This window comes from Streptomyces yaizuensis, from assembly GCF_034961445.1.
GTDB classification, from domain to species: domain Bacteria; phylum Actinomycetota; class Actinomycetes; order Streptomycetales; family Streptomycetaceae; genus Streptomyces; species Streptomyces yaizuensis.
On record NZ_BSBI01000007.1, the window covers coordinates 53,065 to 70,280 of the forward strand.

Here is a 17,216-nt window from a genome sequence, read left to right on the forward strand (position 1 = left end):
CACATGAGCACGGACGCACGGCGCACAGCCGACGAAGCAGAACCGCCCCAGGAGTGGCTGACCTGGCGGGAGCGGCGGGCGCGGACCCTGACCGCCCCGTACGGACCGCTCTCCCTCACCGGGACCCACTGGCTGGCGGACCACCCCGGCGGCCGGATCGAGGGGATCCCGGGAGAGTGGCGCGAGGACGGCGACGAGGTCGTCCTCACCGCCGCCGCCGGGGACGGCCTCACCCTCGACGGCACCCCCGTCGACGGAGCGGTACGGCTCACCGCGCACCACGGGCCCGTACCGCAGTCGCCCCTCGCGCACGGCGACCGGCGGCTGGTGGTGCTGCGGCGCGAAGGACAGTGGGCCGTACGCGACTTCGACCCCGGTGCCCCGGCGCGTACCGCGTTCCCCGGGATCGGGATCGGCGCGTACGACCCCGCGTGGGTGCTGCCGGGGCAGTACCGGCCGTATCCCGAGCACCGCAGCGTCCGGGTGGAGAACGCCGACGGACAGGAACGCGGGCTGGGGCTCGCCGGTGAGATCGCCTTCACCCACGGCGGGGCGGAGCACACCCTGCGGGTCGCCGTCGAGGACGACGGCTCGCTGTGGGCCGTCTTCGCCGACGCCACCAGCGGGAACGGCAGCTACCGCTTCCGCTTCCTGCGGCCCCCGGCCCCGGCGGCGGACGGCACGGTGACCGTCGACTTCAACCGGGCGCTGCTGCCGCCGTGCGCCTTCGCGGACCACTTCATCTGCCCGTTCCCGCCGCCCGGGAACACCCTCGCGTTCGGCGTGCCCACGGGGGAGCGCGCCCTGCTGCCGGGCTGATCTCCCCGACGCGGCCCCGGCCGGCGTGCTGCCGGCCGGGGGACCGGGGCCGGCGCGCGCGTGCCCCGCCGGACGCCCTCTTGCGGGGCCGCCCCGACCGGCCGAATACTCCCGAACGGCGCTTGTCAGGGACACGGACCGGCCGGGAACGGCATCGTGCCGGCTGACGCGCCGCACCGGCCCCGGACGCCACCGTGGGCCCCTGGACCCACGGGAGGAATGCCACGTGAGGACCGAGCGCACCGCCCCCTTATCGATCCCCGACCCCGATGCCGCCCCCGACCCCGATCGCGATTCCGATTCCGTCCCGGCCTCCGAGCCCGCGCCGGACGGCCCCGCCGGCCGTTCCCCGCGCCGCCTCGGCGCCCTCTTCCGTCCCCTCCATCTCCGCGGCACCGGGCGGCTCCGCCGGATCACCCGGCGCTGGCGGCGCCCCGGGGCGGTGGCCACCGGCCTGCTCGCCGTCACCGCGCTGACCGTCCCCGCCACCGCCACCGCGCGCGTAGCACCCACCCCCGCCGGCCTCGCCGCCGTGAGCGCCGCCGTCGGCGCCGCCGATGTGGCGGGCACCGCCTGGTACACCGCCGCCGGCCGCGTGGTCGTCACCGCCGACACCACCGTCACCGCAGCGGAGATCGCCAGGATCAGAGCGGCCGCCGGGGCGCACGCCGGTGTCCTGCGCATCGAGCGCGTCCCCGGGGTCCTCACCGAGCTGATCAGCGGCGGGGACCGCATCTACACCGTCGGCAAGACCTGCACCGCCGGATTCAACGTCCGCAACGCGACCCAGCGGTACATCCTCACGGCCGGCCACTGCACCTTCGGCACCATCACCTGGTACGCCGACAGCGGGCTCACCGTACCCATCGGCCCGGTCGTCGCCACCTCCTACCCGGGCTCCGACTACGGACTCATCCACTACGCCAACCCGGCGGTGCCCAGCCCCGGCACGGTCGGCGCCGTGGACATCACCGGGCCGGGGAACCCCGCCGTCGGGATGCCCGTCGCCCGGCGCGGCGCCGTCAGCGGGATCTCCAACGGCACGGTCACCGCCCTCAACGTCACGGTGAACTACGGCCAGGGAGCGATCGTCCACGGCCTGGTCCGCACCGATATCTGCTCCCAGCCCGGGGACAGCGGCGCACCGCTCTACTCCGGTCCGCTCGCCCTCGGCCTCGCCTCCGGCGGCAGCGGCAACTGCGTCACCGGCGGCGTGACCTACTTCCAGCGGATCGGCCCGGCGCTCGCCGCTCTCGGCGTCAGCATCTACTGACCTCGTCCCGCGTACGAGGGACGTTCCCGTCCGGCGAACCGGTTCGGCAGTTTCCGGTTCTCCCGTCACTCTTTGGACGGAACTATTTGTTCCGCACTCACGTGTATCCGCGCTCCGCTCCGGCCTGCGGGATTGCCGGGAACCACGGAAATCACCGGATGCCGTGCCCGTTCGCTGCGGCGGGGGGAGTGGGCCTGAGAGTAAAGTCGTGCCGCCGCCATCGCACGCAATGGTGCGTGGCGAACAGTGAGGGAATCACCGACAAGGACGGTCCCATGAACACGCAGAACACCACTCCCTTCACCGCTGTGGACCAGAACCGGGTCCCCCTCGACCGGCTCGACGTCCGTACCGGAGAAGCCGCCGAGAAGCTCGCCCGCGTCCTGCCCACGGGTCTTGAGGGCCGACGCGTGTCCACGTTCAACTCCGCACTCTGAACCGCCCCTAGACTGACGGAATGAAAGGACCCCTGGTCCCATTCCGGGAGATCGTGCTGAAGGTTCACAGCAGATGCGATCTCGCATGCGACCACTGCTATATCTACGAGCACGCCGACCACAGTTGGCGTAACCGTCCCAGGGCCATCACCGACGAGGCGATTACCTGGACCGCTCTGCGACTGGCCGAGCATGCCAAGAGCCATGCACTGCCCTCCGTGTCGGTGATCCTGCACGGAGGGGAGCCACTGCTGGCGGGCCCCGGCCGATTGCGGAAGGTCTGCGAGGAACTCACCGCCGCACTCGACGGGGTGGCCGCACTGGATCTGCGGATCCACACCAATGGACTACAACTCGGCCCCCGCTATCTCGAACTCTTCGACGCGTTCGGCGTCCGGGTCGGCATTTCCCTCGACGGGGACCGCGCCGCCAACGACCGGCACCGCCGCTTCGCCGACGGACGCACCAGCCACCCCCTCGTCCTGCGCGCCGTGTCGCTGCTGCGCGAGGAGCGCTGGCGCCACCTCTACCTCGGCCTCCTGTGCACCGTCGACGTCGCCAACGACCCCGTCGCCGTCTACGACGCGCTGGCCGCGCTGGACCCGCCGCGCGTCGACTTCCTCCTCCCGCACGCCACCTGGGACAACCCGCCGGTGCGCCCGGGCGGGTCCGCCACCGCCCACGCCGACTGGCTGCTCGCCGTCTACGACCGCTGGGACGCGGCGGGGCGCCCCGTCCCCGTACGGCTCTTCGACTCCGTCCTCTCCACCCTCGCCGGAGGCCCCAGCCTCACCGAATCCCTGGGACTCGCCCCCAGCGACCTCGTGGTCGTGGAGACCGACGGCACCCTCGAACAGGTCGACTCCCTCAAGAGCGCCTACGACGGCGCCGCCGCCACCGGGTTCGACGTCTTCACCCACCCCTTCGACCTGGTGGCCTCGCACCCCGGGGTGCAGGCACGGCAGCGCGGTCTCGACGGCGTCAGCGCCGTCTGCCGCCGCTGCCCCGTGGTCCGCTCCTGCGGCGGCGGCCTCTACACCCACCGCTACGGCGCCGCCCACGGCTTCGACCACACCTCGGTGTACTGCTCCGACCTGGAGGCCCTGATCCGGGGCATCGAGCACCGCGCCGCGCCCCGGCTGGTGCCCGCCGCCGTCACCGACCCGGACGCGCTCCGCGCCGACCACCGGGAGCTGACGCGCACCCTGCTCGCCCTGCTCCACCGCGAACTCGACGGGCGCGGCGGGCCCGAGTGGGAGCGCGCCTGGGCCCTCGCCCTCGCCGTGGACACCGCCGGCGGGCCCCTGGACGCGGTCTGCGCCCACCCGTACACCCACACCTGGCTGCGCCGTACGCTCACGGCGCTCGCCGAGGACCGGCCGGGCGCCGTCGCCGGGGCCCTGGGGCTCGCGGCCCGGCTCGCCGCCGCCCTGGTCCGCGCCGGTGACCCCACACCCGTCCGGGTGCGGTACGAGGACGGCGCGCTCGATCTGCCGGGGCTCGGGCGGCTGATGCTCGGCGGCCCGGGGGAGTGCGGCGAGGCCGTGGTGCGGGCCGGGGACGGCGGCTTCTCGGTCACCGCCGCCGGCCGGCCGGACCGCTGGGTGCCCCTGACGGACGGGAACGCGACCGGGGACGCGAACAGGACAGTGAACGGGCCCGCGGCCGGGAAGGTGAACGGGAACGCGACCGGGGACGCGCGCGCTGCCGATGACTGGTGGCCGGTCCGGGCCGTCGGCGGCCGGGACGGGACGCCCGCGCTGCACCTGGACGATCTGGACCCCTGCCGCGACTGCCACGCGGGCCCGGCCCGGCGGCGGCTCACCGACGCCGAGGCCGCGCTCTGGGACACCCGGCTGACCGCCGCCCTGGCGCTGCTGCGGAGGGCCGATCCCCAGGGGGCCGCCGGGCCCGTCGCGGGACTGACCACCCTCACCCCGCTGGACGCCACCGCACCGGGGACGGGACCGGACGCCGCAGCGGACGCGGAACCGAGGGCGAACCCCCGGCCCGGGGCGGGCCCCGGGGCGCTGGGGATCGCGCTGCCGGACACCCCCGGGGAACTCGCCGTCCTGCTGCTGCGCGGCGCGGCGCGGGCCCGGCTGGACGCGCTGGCGGACGTGTGCGACCTGTACGCCCGCGACGGCTGGTGGCGGCACCCGGCCCCGTGGGCGGAGGGGGAGATCCCGGTCTCCGCGCTGCTCGCGGGCGCGGCGGAACGGGTGGCCGTCGTGGCTCTCGACCCCCGGCAGGCCGCTGTGGCACGCGCCGCGCTGGACCTGCTCGACCAGGCGCCGGAACTGTCCGTCGCCGGACGGCGGTTCGTGGCGGGGCTCCGCGCCGACCTGGACGGGCGGGTGCCCGCCCCCGGGGACGACGGGGACGGCCGGTCGGGGCAGGGCGGAGAACCGGTCCCCGTCGGCGTTCCGGGGACGCCCGCAGCATCCGCGCCCGCCCCCGCCACCGCCCCCGCCGCCCGTGCCCCGGAGGGCTCCGGCACCGGGGCACGCGGCCATGGCTGAGCCGGACCCGCCCCGCCGCCCGCCGCGCGGGCCGGCCTGTCGCCCGGCTCGCCCCGCCGCCCCCGGCGGGCCGCCCCCGCCGGGGACCCGTACCGGACGCGGCACCCCGCCCGCCGTCGGCTCCCCCTCCCTCCGACCGGGCCGGTTCACCCGTTCGGGGGACCGCATCCGGCCAAGGGGAAGCACGGCCGATGAGCCGTTGCGCGACCGCGTACGCCTGGCGCGTTCACTCCGCGCGCTCGGCGTGCCGGAGGGCGCGACCCTGCTCGTGCACGCCTCCCTGCGGGGCACCGGACTCGACGCCGAGGTGCTCCGGGACGCCCTCACCGACATCCTCGGCCCCGCCGGCACCCTCGTCGTCCCCGCCTTCACCCCCGCCAACTCCGACACCTCCGGCGCGTACCGTGCCCTCGTCGCCGGCCTGACCCCTCGCCAGGAGCGGGCCTTTCGCCGGTCCATGCCCGCCTTCGACCCGTCCACCACCCCCGGGCAGGGCATGGGCCGGCTCTCCGAGGCCGTCCGCACCGCCCCCGGAGCGGTCCGCTCCGGCCATCCGCAGACCTCGTTCGCCGCGCTCGGGGCGCGTGCGGCGGAATACCTCGCCGACCATGCGCCCGACTGCCATCTGGGGGAGGCATCCCCGCTCGGCGCGCTCTACCGCGCCTCGGCGCACGTTCTGCTGATCAATGTGGGATTCGAGGTCTGCACCGCGTTCCATCTCGCGGAATACCGGGTCAACGCACCGCTTCGAACGTACCGTTGTGTAGTTCCCCGGCCCGGCGGGGGTAAGAAATGGACGGAGTACGAGGACATTCATCTCGACGACAGCGACTTCGGCGCGATCGGTGCCTCGTTCACCTGGGGAATGGAACGCACGGGACACCTGGGAGAACGGGCGGCGCGCATCTTCCCGATCAGGGAAGCCGTCGATCACGCGGTGGAGTGGATGACCGAAAAACGGCACTGAACGACCGAACAGCGGGGGTTTGGTGAGTGCCGGGCTCCAGAATGACGGCATCACTCGTACTCCCCTCCGGTGACACGGGGGTGCGGGGGCGGGTGTTCACACAGGACGGGGGTCGTGTGTCGGATTCAGCGCAGCGTGCGCCGGACCACCGGCCGTACTTTTTCCTGAGTTACGCCCACACGCCGAGGTACGGGGGCGGCGGCCCCGATCCGGACATGTGGGTGGAGCGGCTGTTCAGGGATCTCTGCGGCCATGTGATGGCCATGACCGACCTTCCGGCCGGGGCCCCGGCCGGATTCATGGACCGGGAGATCCGCTCCGGCGAGGGCTGGTCGGAACGGCTCGGCGAAATGCTCGCCGGCTGCCGGGTCTTCGTCCCGCTCTTCTCCCCGCGCTACTTCGCCAGCGAGGCGTGCGGCAAGGAGTGGTACGCCTTCGCCCAGCGGGCGATATACCACCGTGCCAAGCACAACCGTTCCGCCGAGGCGATCGTGCCCGCCCTGTGGGTGCCGATGCCGCCGGAGCAGCTGCCGGGACCGGCCGCGCGGCTCCAGTTCAACCACCGCGCCTTCGGCGACCGCTATGTCACCGACGGCCTCTACGGCCTCATCAAGCTCCGGATCTTCGCCGAGGAGTACGAGGCCGCCGTCTATGAACTGGCCAAGCGGATCGTCAGCGTCGCCGACACCACCCGGGTCGCCCCCGGCAGCCCGGTCGACTACGGGCACGCGCCCAGCGCCTTCGGCAGGACCACCACGGGACCCCGCCCGATGCATCTGACGATAGCGGCACCCACCCGCCACGACCTCCCCGAGGGCCGGGCCCCCGACTACTACGGCAAGCAGTCCCAGGACTGGAACCCGTACCACCCCGACTCGGCCCGCCCGCTCGCCTATGTCGCCCAGGACCTGGTCCGCTCGCTCGACTACCAGGCCACCGTCTCCTCCTTCGACCACGAGGCGCCGCCCGAGGCGGGTCTGCCGCCCAGCCGGCCCGAGATCCTGTTCGTGGACCGGTGGGCCCTCCAGGACGACGAGCGCTGCGCCCGGCTCGCCGCCCTCGACGCCACGCCCCGGCCCTGGGTCGGCGTGGTCGTGGCCTGGAACCGGGAGGACCCGCAGAGCCGGATATCCGAGGCCCAGCTCGTCGAGAAGCTGGAGCGGACCATGCCGCACCAGATGAGCCAGGGCCGGGCCGCCTGCCGCGCCGCCGCCCGCGGCGTCCTCAGCATGGAGCACTTCGGGCAGATCCTGCCCCAGGTCGTGGAGGCCGCCGCCCAGGAGTACCTGCGGCACGCCACGGCCTTCGCACCCAGCCCGCCGCCCGGGGCCACCCGTCCCGTACGGACCCGGCTCGCCGGCCCCATGGCCGGCCCCGGCCCCACCCACGCCGCCGGCACGCGCGGCACACCCCCCGATGCGGAGGACACGGATGACAGCCGGTCGTGACGGACGCATCGTCACCTTCTACTCGTACAAGGGCGGCACCGGTCGCACGATGGCCCTCGCCAACACGGCCTGGATCCTGGCGGCCAACGGCCGGCGGGTCCTCGCGGTCGACTGGGACCTGGAGGCCCCGGGGCTGCACCGCTTCTTCCACCCCTTCCTCGACCCGGCCACGCTCGGCGCCACCACCGGGGTGATCGACCTGATCACCGAGTACGCCTGGGCCGCCATCACCCCCGACACCGGGCGCCGGGACGACTGGCACGTGGACTACGCGCGTATCCAGCCGCACGCCGTCTCCCTCGCGCCGGAGAGACTGGGGTGGGAGTTCCCCGGCGGAGGCACCCTCGACTTCGTCTCGGCCGGCCGGCAGAACCGCGAGTACTCCGCCACCGTCTCCACGTTCGACTGGGACAACTTCTACGACCGGCTCGGCGGCGGACTCTTCTTCGACGCGCTCCGCGACGACATGAAGGCCAACTACGACTACGTCCTCATCGACAGCCGTACCGGCCTCAGCGACATCGCCGACATCTGCACCGTCCATCTGCCCGACATCCTGGTCGACTGCTTCACCCTCAGCGACCAGTCCATCGACGGCGCCGCCGCCGTCGCCCGCCAGATCGACGAGCGCTACGGCGGCCGTGGCATCCGGATCTACCCGGTCCCCATGCGCATCGACGAGGGCGAGAAGGAGAAGGCGGACGCCGGCCGGGCCCTGGCCCGGGTGAAGTTCGACCGCTTCCCCACCGGCCTGGCCGGCGACGAACTCACCTCCTACTGGGGCGCGGTGGAGATCCCGTACCGCCCCTACTACGCCTACGAGGAGACCCTCGCCACCTTCGGCGACGAGACCGGGCTCACCAACTCCCTGCTCTCCGCCTTCGAACGGCTCACCGCCGTCGTCACCGAGCAGCGGATCACCGCCATGCCCCCGATCGGCGACGAGATCAGGCTGCGGATCAAGGACGCCTTCACCCGGCGCCGGCCCGCCCTCCCCGCCGACCTCTTCCTCAGCTATGTCGCCGAGAACCGGATGTGGGCCGACTGGATCGAGTCCCTGCTCACCCAGGCCGGATTCCGGGTCGTGCCCCGGGACGTCTCCGCCCCGCCCGGAACCGGCCCCGGATCCGAGTACACCACCCAGAACGCCACCCGAACCGTCGTCCTGCTCTCCAGCGCCTATCTCAAGTCGCCCCGCGCGGTGGAGCTGTGGCAGCGGGCCTTCGCCGAGGACGCCGCCGGCGCCCGCCACCAACTGCTCCCCATCCGGGTCGGCGACGTCCGGCTCTCCGCCCCCTACATCGACCGCAACCCCGTCGACCTCTTCCGCCTGGACGAGGTCCAGGCCACCAGCGCCCTGCTGCGCGCGCTGGACCGCCCCGTACAGATCACCGACACCAGCCACGCCCCGGGCCCGCGCTTCCCCGGCACCGTGCCCAAGATCTGGAACGCGCCGCCCCGCAACCCCGGCTTCACCGGCCGCTCCGCCGCCCTGGAGCAGATGCGGGACCGGCTCGGCGGCGGGATGACCGTGGCCGCCGTCCTGCCGCAGCCGCAGACCCTCTACGGTCTCGGCGGCGTCGGCAAGACCCAGGTCGCCATCGAGTACGTGCACCGCTTCATGGCCGACTACGACCTGGTCTGGTGGATCTCCGCCGAGCAGCCCGACGACGTCATCGCCGGGCTCGCCGAACTCGCCGCCCGCCTCGGCGCCCAGGGCGGCGAGGACATGGCCGCCGCCTCCCAGGAGGCCGTCGACCTGCTGCGGCGCGGCGTCCCCCACGCCCGCTGGCTGCTCGTCTTCGACAACGCCGACGACCCCGAGCAGCTGAAGCGCTTCTTCCCGCCCCAGGGCCCCGGGCACATCCTGGTCACCTCCCGCAACCAGACCTGGTCGCAGTACGGCGACGCCCTCGCCATCGACGTCTTCACCCGCGAGGAGTCCATCGAGCACCTCCAGCGGCGGGCCCGCGGACTCACCGGCGACGACGCCGACCAGGTCGCCCTGGCCGTCGGCGACCTGCCGCTTGCCGTCGAACAGGCCGCCGCCTGGATCGCGGAGACCGCCACCCCCGTCGCCGAGTACCTGGACCGGCTGCGCGAGCAGGCCACCAGCGTGCTCGCCCTCAACCAGCCCGCCGGCTACCCCGAACCGGTCGCCGCCACCTGGAACGTCTCCATCGAGAAGCTGAAGGAGCGCTCACCGGCGGCGGTACGCCTGCTCCAGCTCTGCGCCTTCTTCGCCCCCGAGCCGATCTCCGCGAACCTCCTCTACAGCAAGGAGATGATCGACGCGCTCAAGCCGTACGACGCCTCGCTCCAGGAGAAGCTGGTACTGGGGCGGGTGATCCGGGAGATCGGCCGGTTCGCCCTCGCCAAGGTCGACCAGGTCAACAACAGCATCCAGGTGCACCGGCTGGTGCAGGCCGTGATCCGGGCCCAGCTCAGCGAGAAGGAGCAGCGGGACGCCCGGCACGCCGTCCACCGGGTCCTCGCGGGCGCCCGCCCCGACGACGACGAACCCATCGACAACCCCGCCACCTGGGACCGGTTCGCCACCATCTGGCCGCATCTGTCGCCGTCGGAGGCGCACAGCTGCACCGAGCCCGAGACCCGCCGGCTCCTCATCGACCGCGTCCGCTACCTGTGGAAGCGCGGCGACTGGGTCACCGCCCGGGGCATCGCCGACGATGTCCGCGAGACCTGGCACACCATGCTGGGCACCGACGACCTCCAGTACCTGTACCTGTGCTTCCACATCTCCAACCTCTACCGCTCCCAGGGCCGCTACAAGGAGGCCAGGGAGCTGGACGAGGAGACCCTGGAGCGCCAGCGGCGGGTCCTCGGCGCGACCCATCCGCACACGTACATGACCACCAGCGGACTGGCCATGGACCTCGGCACCCTGGGCCAGTACGGCAGGGCCATGGAGCTGGCGAGGGAGGCCCACGAGGGCTTCAGCCAGATCTTCCACGAGTCCCATCCGCGCACCCTGGCCGCCGCCAACAACCTCGCGCTCAATCTGCGGATGGTCGGCCAGTACTCCCGGGCCCGCGAGATCGACCAGGACGTCTTCGACCGGCGTACCGAGGTCCACGGCCCCGACCACCCCTACACGCTCTCCTCCGCGACCTCCCTCTCCCGCGACCTGCGCGAAGTGGGGCGGTACGAGGAGTCCGTCGTCCTGCTCAGCCGGACGTACGAGCTGTACAAGCGGCAGCTGGGACGGACCTTCCCCGGCACGCTGGCGGCGGCCAAGAGCCTCGCGGTCTCCCTGCGGCGGGCGGGGCGGCTGGAGGACGCCCGGCGGCTCACCACCGCGACCCGCAACCGCTACCGCTCCCGCTACAGCTCCGCCAACCCCGACTCCCTCGCCTGCGACCTCAACCTCGCCGCCGACCTCTTCGCCGCCGGCGAGCCGGGCGCGGCCCGCGACCTGGCACAGGAGGTCGTGGACCAGTACACGCTGGTCCCCGGCGAGCGGCATCCGTACACCCTCGCCGCCATCAACAACCTCGGCATCTACCAGTGGGGCTGCGGCGACCTGGAGGCGTCCGGACAGCTCCTGTCGGCCGTGGGACAGCGGATGCGGGACATCCTCGGCGAGGACCATCCGCACTACCTGTACAGCGTCATCAACCTGGCCAACGCCCGGGCCGACCTCGGCGAACTGGAGGAGGCACTGGAGCTGGAGGAGCACGCGGTGGCCCGGCTGCGCGAGGTGCTGGGGCCGCACCACCCCGAGGTGCTGGGCGTCGCCTCGAACGTGGCCGTCACCCTCGGCCGGCTGGGGCGCACGGCACAGGCGGCGCGGCTGCGCACCGAGACCGTCGAGGAACTGGCCCGGCAGGTCGGCGACGACCACGCGCTGACCCGGCTCGCCCGGGACGAGCGGCGCGTCCACCGCGACCTGGAACCCCTCGCCGTCTGAAGCCTTTCCCGGCAGGCCGGCCGCCGGCCCGGCGGGGGTGTCCCCTCCGCCGGGCCGCGCGGCTCACTCCGCCAGCAGCCAGGTCAGCGCCCTCGGCAGCGCGTGCAGGGCGTCGAAGTGCGCGGCGGAGGGCTCCAGCACCGCCGTCGCCCCCGGGATCCGCTCCGCCAGCCAGCGCGCGTGCCCCACCGGGGAGAACACGTCCTTCTCACCGTGCCAGATCATCACCGGCGGCCGGATCTGAGCCGGATCGAACCCCCACGGACTGCAGAACGCCAGCGCGTCGTCGATCCACCCGTACGCGGAGAGCCGCAGCGCCTCCTGGTAGTTGCGCAGCAGCATCCTGCGCACCCCGGCGTCCTGCACCACCATCCGGTCCGAGTCCGTCAGCTCCGCGCGCAGATCGTTGAGGAGCCGGATCGGATCCTCGCGGATCTCCGCCGACCGGGCGGTGAAACGTTCCGTGAGCACATCCGGATGGTCCGACGCGAACGTGTACTCGCGGACGTTGGAGGCCGCCATCCCCTCGAACCAGTCCAGCCCCGCCGCGTCCCGGGGCGCCAGGGTGACCAGCGCGGCCGCCCGCGTCACCCGGTCCGGCAGCAGCGCCGCACAGGCCAGCGCGTGCGGCGCCCCACCGGAGCGGCCCACCACCGCGAACCGGTCGAGCCCCAGCTCGTCGGCGATCTCCCGGACGTCCTGGACGACATCCGCCACGCTCCGGCCGGGCAGCCGGTCCGAGCCGCCGTAACCAGGACGGTCGTAGGCGATCAGCTGGGTGCGCCGCTGGTAGAGCACCATCCCGCGCGGCGCCGGGCCCAGCCGGCAGCCGGGGGTGCCGTGCAACAGGAAGACGGGCCTGCCCCGGGGATCCCCCAGCCGCTCCACCATCAGATGCCGCCCGTCGGACGTCCGCACCCGATGTCGCACCCCCCGCCCCCTTCGCCGTACGTCGTGGTCCGGGTCTCTGTGGGCCAAGGACAACATCCCCACCCTCCTCGGTCATGTCGTCGAAGCCCCGTCCGCCCGTCATGTCGTCCGGGTGGACGGCGCCGCCGCGACGACACTCCCCCAGTGTCGGCCCTGACAGGGCACGAAGGCGTGCGGTCGGGCCGCTAATCGGGGATTACCGCCGAAAGGGCGTACCTATGCGGTCGGCGGGGAGCCGAAACGTCCGCGCCGGAGCGCGCGGTCGCTCTCCTGCGCTTCAGCCGGGCGCCCCGGCCGCCCCTTCCCCGGACGTACGCCCGGATTCGTCGCGCTGCCTCGCGCACACCAGGGTCACCAGGGCGCCCACGAGCGACCACGCGGCCAGCACCAGCAGCGGGCCGCCCACGGCCCGGCCCCCGAAATAGCTGATCGAACGGGCCGCGAAGGTGCCCGCGCCCGGAGGCAGCGCCGGTCCGATGGCGCTCCAGAACGAGGGCAGCATCGGCCAGGGGTAGGCCCCGCCCGCGCTGGGGTTGCCGAGGACGACGACCAGCAGGATGGCCAGCCCGATGCCGATGATGCCCAGCAGGCCCTGGAGGGCCAGGGTGATCGCCCCGACCGTGAACACCAGCAGGGTGCCCAGACCCCACAGCGCGCCGACGCCCCCCGGCAGCGCGTCCAGCACCGGACCGGCGATCACCGCGCCGGCCAGCCCGGAGGCGATCGAGTACAGCAGCAGCGCCCCCAGCCGGATCAGGGCCCGGTGGACGTTGGCGGGCCGGGCCCCGGCGCTGATGGCGAGGATCGCGGCACAGAGATAGCCGCCGACGCACCAGCCGATGACCAGATAGAAGGAGGACAGGCCGCGCGCGTCCCCGGGGGCGTTGGGGACGATGTCCGTCACCCGCAGGGTCCGGCCCCGGGAGCGTTCGGCGGAGGCGACCACCTCGGTGAGGGCGTCGGCGAGGGACGCGCCGCCGGCCCCGGCGACGAGCAGCCGGTCGGTGGTGCTCCCCGGGTCGACCACGAGCGCCCCGTCGACCTCCCGGTCCTCGATCTGCCGCCGGGCCGCGGCCTCGTCGGGGACGGTACGGGGATCGAGCGGATCGCCGGGCAGCGCGGCCAGCCGGCGCGCGGTGTCCGACGCGAGCGCGCCGGTGGGCGCCGTGACCGCGATCGGCACATCGCGGGGCCGGGGCTCGTGGAAGGCGCCGACGTAACTGACGACGAAGGCGATCTGGAGCGCCAGGACGCCGACGACCAGCACGGCCGCCCGCAGCCGTACCGCGTCCTTGACCTCGGCGAGAAAGCCGGTGGGGGCGGGGGCCGGGGGCCCGTTGCCGGGGCGGCCGTCCGAAGTCCCGTTCATGGCCCCACGCTCCGTGCCGTGCGGCGCTCCCGCAGGCGGTACGCGGCCGAATGGCTGACGCCGCCCCGGTGCAGGGGCGGAGCCCCGGGGCGGCGTCAGGAGGGTGGAGCGCCCGGGGACCGGGTGCCCGTCCGTGGTGGGCGGACGGACACCCGGCCGTCAGGGCGCCCCGGTCGGGGTGGCCCGTCGGCCGGCCGGCGGCCGACGGGCCTCAGGGCGTCGCGGTCAGCGGGCGACCCGGGCCGAGCGGCGGCGGGCGGCGCCGAACATGCCGGCCGCGCCGAGGGCGAGCGCCGCGGCACCGCCGACGGCGATGTACGCGGTGGTGCTGTCGCCGCCGGTCTCGGCCAGGACCTCGCCCTTGGCGGCCAGCTCGGTGGTGCCGGCGTTCTGGGCGGCGGGGGCGTTGCCGGCGGCGGCCTGGACGGCGCCCGTTCCGGAGCCCGCCTTCTGCGCGACGTGCTCGGCGTTCGCCTCCTTCTCCGCCGCGGTGTCGCCGCCCTTGCCGCCGTGGTCGACGGTCGAGTTCCCGGCGCCCTGCTTGATCTCGCCCTCGGTGGGGACCTGGGCGGCCGGCGGGGTCGTGCCGCCGCTGCTGTTGCCGCCGAAGACCACGTCGGAGCAGGTGTAGAAGGCCTCGGGGGAGTCCGAGCGCTGGAGGATCGAGAAGATCAGGTGGCGGCCGGTGCGGCTGGGCACGGTGCCGTCGAAGACGTAGGAGCCGTTCTCCAGCCGGGGGTCGGTGACCTTGGTGAAGGGCTGGGCCTCCAAGTCGGACCACTTCAGCGGCTTGGTCGCGTCGTAGCCGGCCTTGGTGATGTACAGCTCCAGCGTGCCCCGGTGGGGGGCGGTGGCACGCCAGCGGAAGGTCTTGTTGCCCGCGGCGATCGGGCTGGACGGCCAGTCGGCGCGGGGCGCGTCGAGACCCTTGTACTTCTCGCGGCCGACGCTGCACAGCTTGCCGTCCGGGATGATCTGGCGGTGCCGGCCCGCCGCGTCACCGATGTTGACCTCGTTCCAGTCGTACAGCGGCTGGGTGCCGCCGGCCGCGACGAGCGCCTTACAGGCGGCGGAGTCGGGGCTCTCGGGCCCCTCGGCGAAACACGCCGTGATCCGGCTGACCGGGTCCTGCATGGAACCGTGGGCGGCGGCGGGCGTGACGGTCAGCGCGGTCAGGGCGAGCGGCACGATCCCCAGGACGGCGGCCACGGCCGCCGTGCGGCGAGCGGTCATCTGTGATTCTCCTTGGGTCGGTGGGGGGAACGGGGCCGGTCCGAACGGGCCGTACGCGACTCTTCGTATGCCCGGTGCAGTGTTCGAACCGGCCCCGGTGAGCAGCAAGTTAGCCGTTCGAGTCCGCCGAATCGCCCGGGAGAGGGGGAAGGCGGGGATCCTTATTCCTGCTTTAAGGAACCGCTAAGAGCGGGCTCAGGAAGCGGCCCGCTCCGGCGGCGGGGCGGGGATGCCGAGGTCCGGTGACCCGTGGTGGAAGCCCGGGCCCGGCGGGAGACAACCGTCCCCGAAGTGTTCGCGAAGGTAACCGCGTTCCAGGCCGGCATCCAGTGGACGAGGGCGAGGATCCCCGCGTACCGCCAGAACGGCCGTGCAGCGGTCAACCAAGTACGCGGATCGCCCTCGCCCGTCCGGATGAACCGGTCGAGACCGGTCTGTACCGGATCGTCTCCCTCCAGGAGCACGGTCCGGAAGCCCGCCTTCTCGACCAGGATCCGGACCGTCCGGTGGGAGAGGGCGGACAGCTCGCGGGAGTGCCGGATCGAGGTGCCGAGGGCCGCCACCGCGGCTCCGCCCACGATCGGGAGCAGCGGTTCCGGATCGGTCGCCGGGGCGCCCGGGGCCACCGCGGCGAGGACGTGGGCCCGCTGTTCGATCCATCGGCTCACCGCGTCGTTCATCCGCTCGTCTCCTCGTCGTCCGGGGCCCGGCTCCGCGCCGGCGGCGACCCGGGGCGCACCCGGGTCACGGGCCGGCCTCCGGGCTCAACCACGGTGGAGGCCAAGGGCGTCGGCGGCTTGCGCCCGCGGGGCCGGGGAGCCCGGCACCGCACGGTGCGGGGGCTGCCGGGCGGTGTTCCGGGAGCCCGGAACGCGGGGAGGGGAACAGGGACGGGACCCGGGGGAGGAAAGCAGTCAACCCCGGCCCGCCCGGTGGCCGGGCCAGCTCCGGCGCGCGCTCGGGACCTGTAGCTTTTCCATGTCAGCGGGACGATTACCAGCCGATGAACACACCCGGTGAACACACCCGGCCCCGGACCGGCACGACCGGTGGACCGAGCGAAGGAGTCATCCGTGACCCTCACCCGTGAAGAACGCCAGGAATTCCTGGCCGAACCGCACATCGCGGCCCTGGCGGTGGACGCGGGAGACGGGCGGGCGCCGCTCACGGTGCCGGTCTGGTACCACTACGCCCCCGGCCGCGATGTCTGGATCATGACGGGGCTCGGCTCCCGCAAGGAGCGGCTGATCGCCCGGGCGGGACGGTTCTCCCTGCTGGTCGACCGGGAGGCGCCCACCGTCCGCTACGTCTCGGTCGAGGGACCCGTCGTCGGCACCGAGCCGGCCACCCGCCGCCATGTGGCCGAGATCAGCGCCCGATACCTTCCCGCTCGCAAAGTCGCCTCCTATGTCGAGTTCGTGGAGAAGGAGCTGGGCGAGCAGGTGATCATCCTGATGCGCCCGCAGCGCTGGAACAGCGCCGACCTCGGACCGGTCTGACCGCCACCCCTGTGCCCCGGCGGGCCCGGGGGCGTGGTCAGCCGCCGACCAGCCGGTACCGCCGCTCCGGCCGCCCCGTGCCCCCGTACCGCAGGCTCACCTCGACCCGGCCCGTCTCCGCGAAGTACTCCAGGTACCGCCGGGCACTCACCCGCGACAGCGACCCCGCCACCGCGCACTCCGTCGCCGACAGATCCCCCCGGTGCTCCCGGAGGATCCGCTCCACCAGCTCCGCCGTGTGCGCCGCGAGCCCCTTCGGCAGCTCCCGCGACCCCGGCGGACGGGTCCCGAAGATCTGGTCCACGTCCTCCTGCCGGGCCTCCCCGAGCCGGTCGAACCGCGACCGCAGCGCCGCCACGTGCCGCAGCTGCTCCTGGAGCGCCGCCTGGTTGAACGGCTTGATCAGGTAGTGCAGGGCGCCCGCCCGCAGCGCGGCCCGCACCATCCCCGCGTCCCGCGCGGCCGTGATGAACAGGGCGTCCGCGCTCGGCCGCGTCGCATCCCGTTCCTCGGCGGCCCGCAGCTCGCGCAGCACCGTAATTCCGTCCATATCGGGCAAATAGATGTCCAGAAGGACCAGATCGGGCCGCAGCCGCTCGGCAGCGCCCAGCGCATCCGCACCGCTGTGCGCCACCCCGACGACCCGGAACCCCTCCGTCGAGGCCACATAGCGGCCGTGCAGCTTGGCGACCATGAAGTCGTCGTCCACGACCAGCACGTTCATCACGGAGCACACGCTAAGGCGCGACCACAATGACCACAACGTCCGTTGATTCCGGAAGAGAGAC

At 73.6% G+C, this 17,216-nt stretch carries 13 protein-coding genes; 8 read left to right on the forward strand and 5 right to left on the reverse strand.

The features are described 5' to 3' along the window. Positions 1-3: 3 nt before the first annotated feature. The 7 genes from SYYSPA8_RS17885 (at position 4) to fxsT (ending at position 11,397) form a co-directional block, all read left to right on the forward strand. On the forward strand, positions 4-819 hold the full coding sequence (locus SYYSPA8_RS17885) for a DUF1684 domain-containing protein (RefSeq protein ID WP_323448204.1): 816 nt from the start codon (positions 4-6) through the stop codon (positions 817-819). Between the two features lie 412 nt (positions 820-1,231). Then, positions 1,232-2,092, forward strand: coding sequence for a S1 family peptidase (locus SYYSPA8_RS17890; protein ID WP_323448505.1), 861 nt, complete (start codon positions 1,232-1,234; stop codon positions 2,090-2,092). A 275-nt stretch (positions 2,093-2,367) separates the two neighbouring features. Next, positions 2,368-2,529, forward strand: coding sequence for a hypothetical protein (locus SYYSPA8_RS17895; RefSeq protein ID WP_323448205.1), 162 nt, complete (start codon positions 2,368-2,370; stop codon positions 2,527-2,529). Between the two features lie 20 nt (positions 2,530-2,549). Beyond that, positions 2,550-5,051, forward strand: coding sequence for an FxsB family cyclophane-forming radical SAM/SPASM peptide maturase (locus tag SYYSPA8_RS17900; protein WP_323448206.1), 2,502 nt, complete (start codon positions 2,550-2,552; stop codon positions 5,049-5,051). Positions 5,052-5,250: 199 nt separating this feature from the next. Further along, positions 5,251-6,018 (forward strand): aminoglycoside N(3)-acetyltransferase, encoded by a 768-nt coding sequence (locus SYYSPA8_RS17905; RefSeq protein ID WP_323448207.1) that lies wholly within the window; start codon positions 5,251-5,253, stop codon positions 6,016-6,018. Positions 6,019-6,059: 41 nt separating this feature from the next. After that, entirely contained in the window at positions 6,060-7,466 is a 1,407-nt protein-coding gene (locus SYYSPA8_RS17910; RefSeq protein WP_323448208.1) for a TIR-like protein FxsC, read from the forward strand. Then, a complete protein-coding gene (fxsT, locus tag SYYSPA8_RS17915) occupies positions 7,450-11,397 on the forward strand; it encodes an FxSxx-COOH system tetratricopeptide repeat protein (protein WP_323448209.1) in 3,948 nt (1,315 codons plus the stop codon). The genes SYYSPA8_RS17910 and fxsT overlap by 17 nt, the downstream gene beginning before the upstream one ends. A 63-nt stretch (positions 11,398-11,460) precedes the next feature. Here fxsT and SYYSPA8_RS17920 read toward each other — a convergent pair whose 3' ends face one another. From SYYSPA8_RS17920 to SYYSPA8_RS17935, 4 genes are all read right to left on the reverse strand, one after another. Then, positions 11,461-12,327, reverse strand: coding sequence for an alpha/beta fold hydrolase (locus tag SYYSPA8_RS17920; RefSeq protein WP_323448210.1), 867 nt, complete (start codon positions 12,325-12,327; stop codon positions 11,461-11,463). Between the two features lie 277 nt (positions 12,328-12,604). Next, the gene (locus tag SYYSPA8_RS17925) at positions 12,605-13,696 is read right to left on the reverse strand and encodes a DUF3533 domain-containing protein (RefSeq protein ID WP_323448211.1); all 1,092 of its coding nucleotides are present in this window, start codon (positions 13,694-13,696) and stop codon (positions 12,605-12,607) included. A gap of 225 nt (positions 13,697-13,921) precedes the next feature. After that, the gene (locus SYYSPA8_RS17930) at positions 13,922-14,929 is read right to left on the reverse strand and encodes a lytic polysaccharide monooxygenase auxiliary activity family 9 protein (RefSeq protein WP_323448212.1); all 1,008 of its coding nucleotides are present in this window, start codon (positions 14,927-14,929) and stop codon (positions 13,922-13,924) included. A gap of 161 nt (positions 14,930-15,090) precedes the next feature. Then, positions 15,091-15,609, reverse strand: coding sequence for an erythromycin esterase family protein (locus SYYSPA8_RS17935; protein WP_323448213.1), 519 nt, complete (start codon positions 15,607-15,609; stop codon positions 15,091-15,093). A gap of 393 nt (positions 15,610-16,002) precedes the next feature. Between SYYSPA8_RS17935 and SYYSPA8_RS17940 the strand changes: the two genes are divergently transcribed. Then, complete coding sequence (locus tag SYYSPA8_RS17940; RefSeq protein ID WP_323448214.1) at positions 16,003-16,428, forward strand: pyridoxamine 5'-phosphate oxidase family protein; 426 nt, start codon at positions 16,003-16,005, stop codon at positions 16,426-16,428. Between the two features lie 37 nt (positions 16,429-16,465). Here SYYSPA8_RS17940 and SYYSPA8_RS17945 read toward each other — a convergent pair whose 3' ends face one another. Further along, the gene (locus SYYSPA8_RS17945; protein WP_323448506.1) at positions 16,466-17,152 is read right to left on the reverse strand and encodes a response regulator; all 687 of its coding nucleotides are present in this window, start codon (positions 17,150-17,152) and stop codon (positions 16,466-16,468) included. Between the last annotated feature and the right edge of the window lie 64 nt (positions 17,153-17,216).

Coding starts and splice junctions, on each gene's coding strand:
- fxsT (WP_323448209.1), top strand. CDS start 7,450: ATGACAGCCGGTCGTGACGGACGCATCGTCACCTTCTACTCGTACAAG.
- SYYSPA8_RS17925 (WP_323448211.1), bottom strand. CDS start 13,696: ATGAACGGGACTTCGGACGGCCGCCCCGGCAACGGGCCCCCGGCCCCC.
- SYYSPA8_RS17900 (WP_323448206.1), top strand. CDS start 2,550: ATGAAAGGACCCCTGGTCCCATTCCGGGAGATCGTGCTGAAGGTTCAC.
- SYYSPA8_RS17930 (WP_323448212.1), bottom strand. CDS start 14,929: ATGACCGCTCGCCGCACGGCGGCCGTGGCCGCCGTCCTGGGGATCGTG.
- SYYSPA8_RS17945 (WP_323448506.1), bottom strand. CDS start 17,152: ATGAACGTGCTGGTCGTGGACGACGACTTCATGGTCGCCAAGCTGCAC.
- SYYSPA8_RS17895 (WP_323448205.1), top strand. CDS start 2,368: ATGAACACGCAGAACACCACTCCCTTCACCGCTGTGGACCAGAACCGG.
- SYYSPA8_RS17885 (WP_323448204.1), top strand. CDS start 4: ATGAGCACGGACGCACGGCGCACAGCCGACGAAGCAGAACCGCCCCAG.
- SYYSPA8_RS17910 (WP_323448208.1), top strand. CDS start 6,060: ATGACGGCATCACTCGTACTCCCCTCCGGTGACACGGGGGTGCGGGGG.
- SYYSPA8_RS17935 (WP_323448213.1), bottom strand. CDS start 15,609: ATGAACGACGCGGTGAGCCGATGGATCGAACAGCGGGCCCACGTCCTC.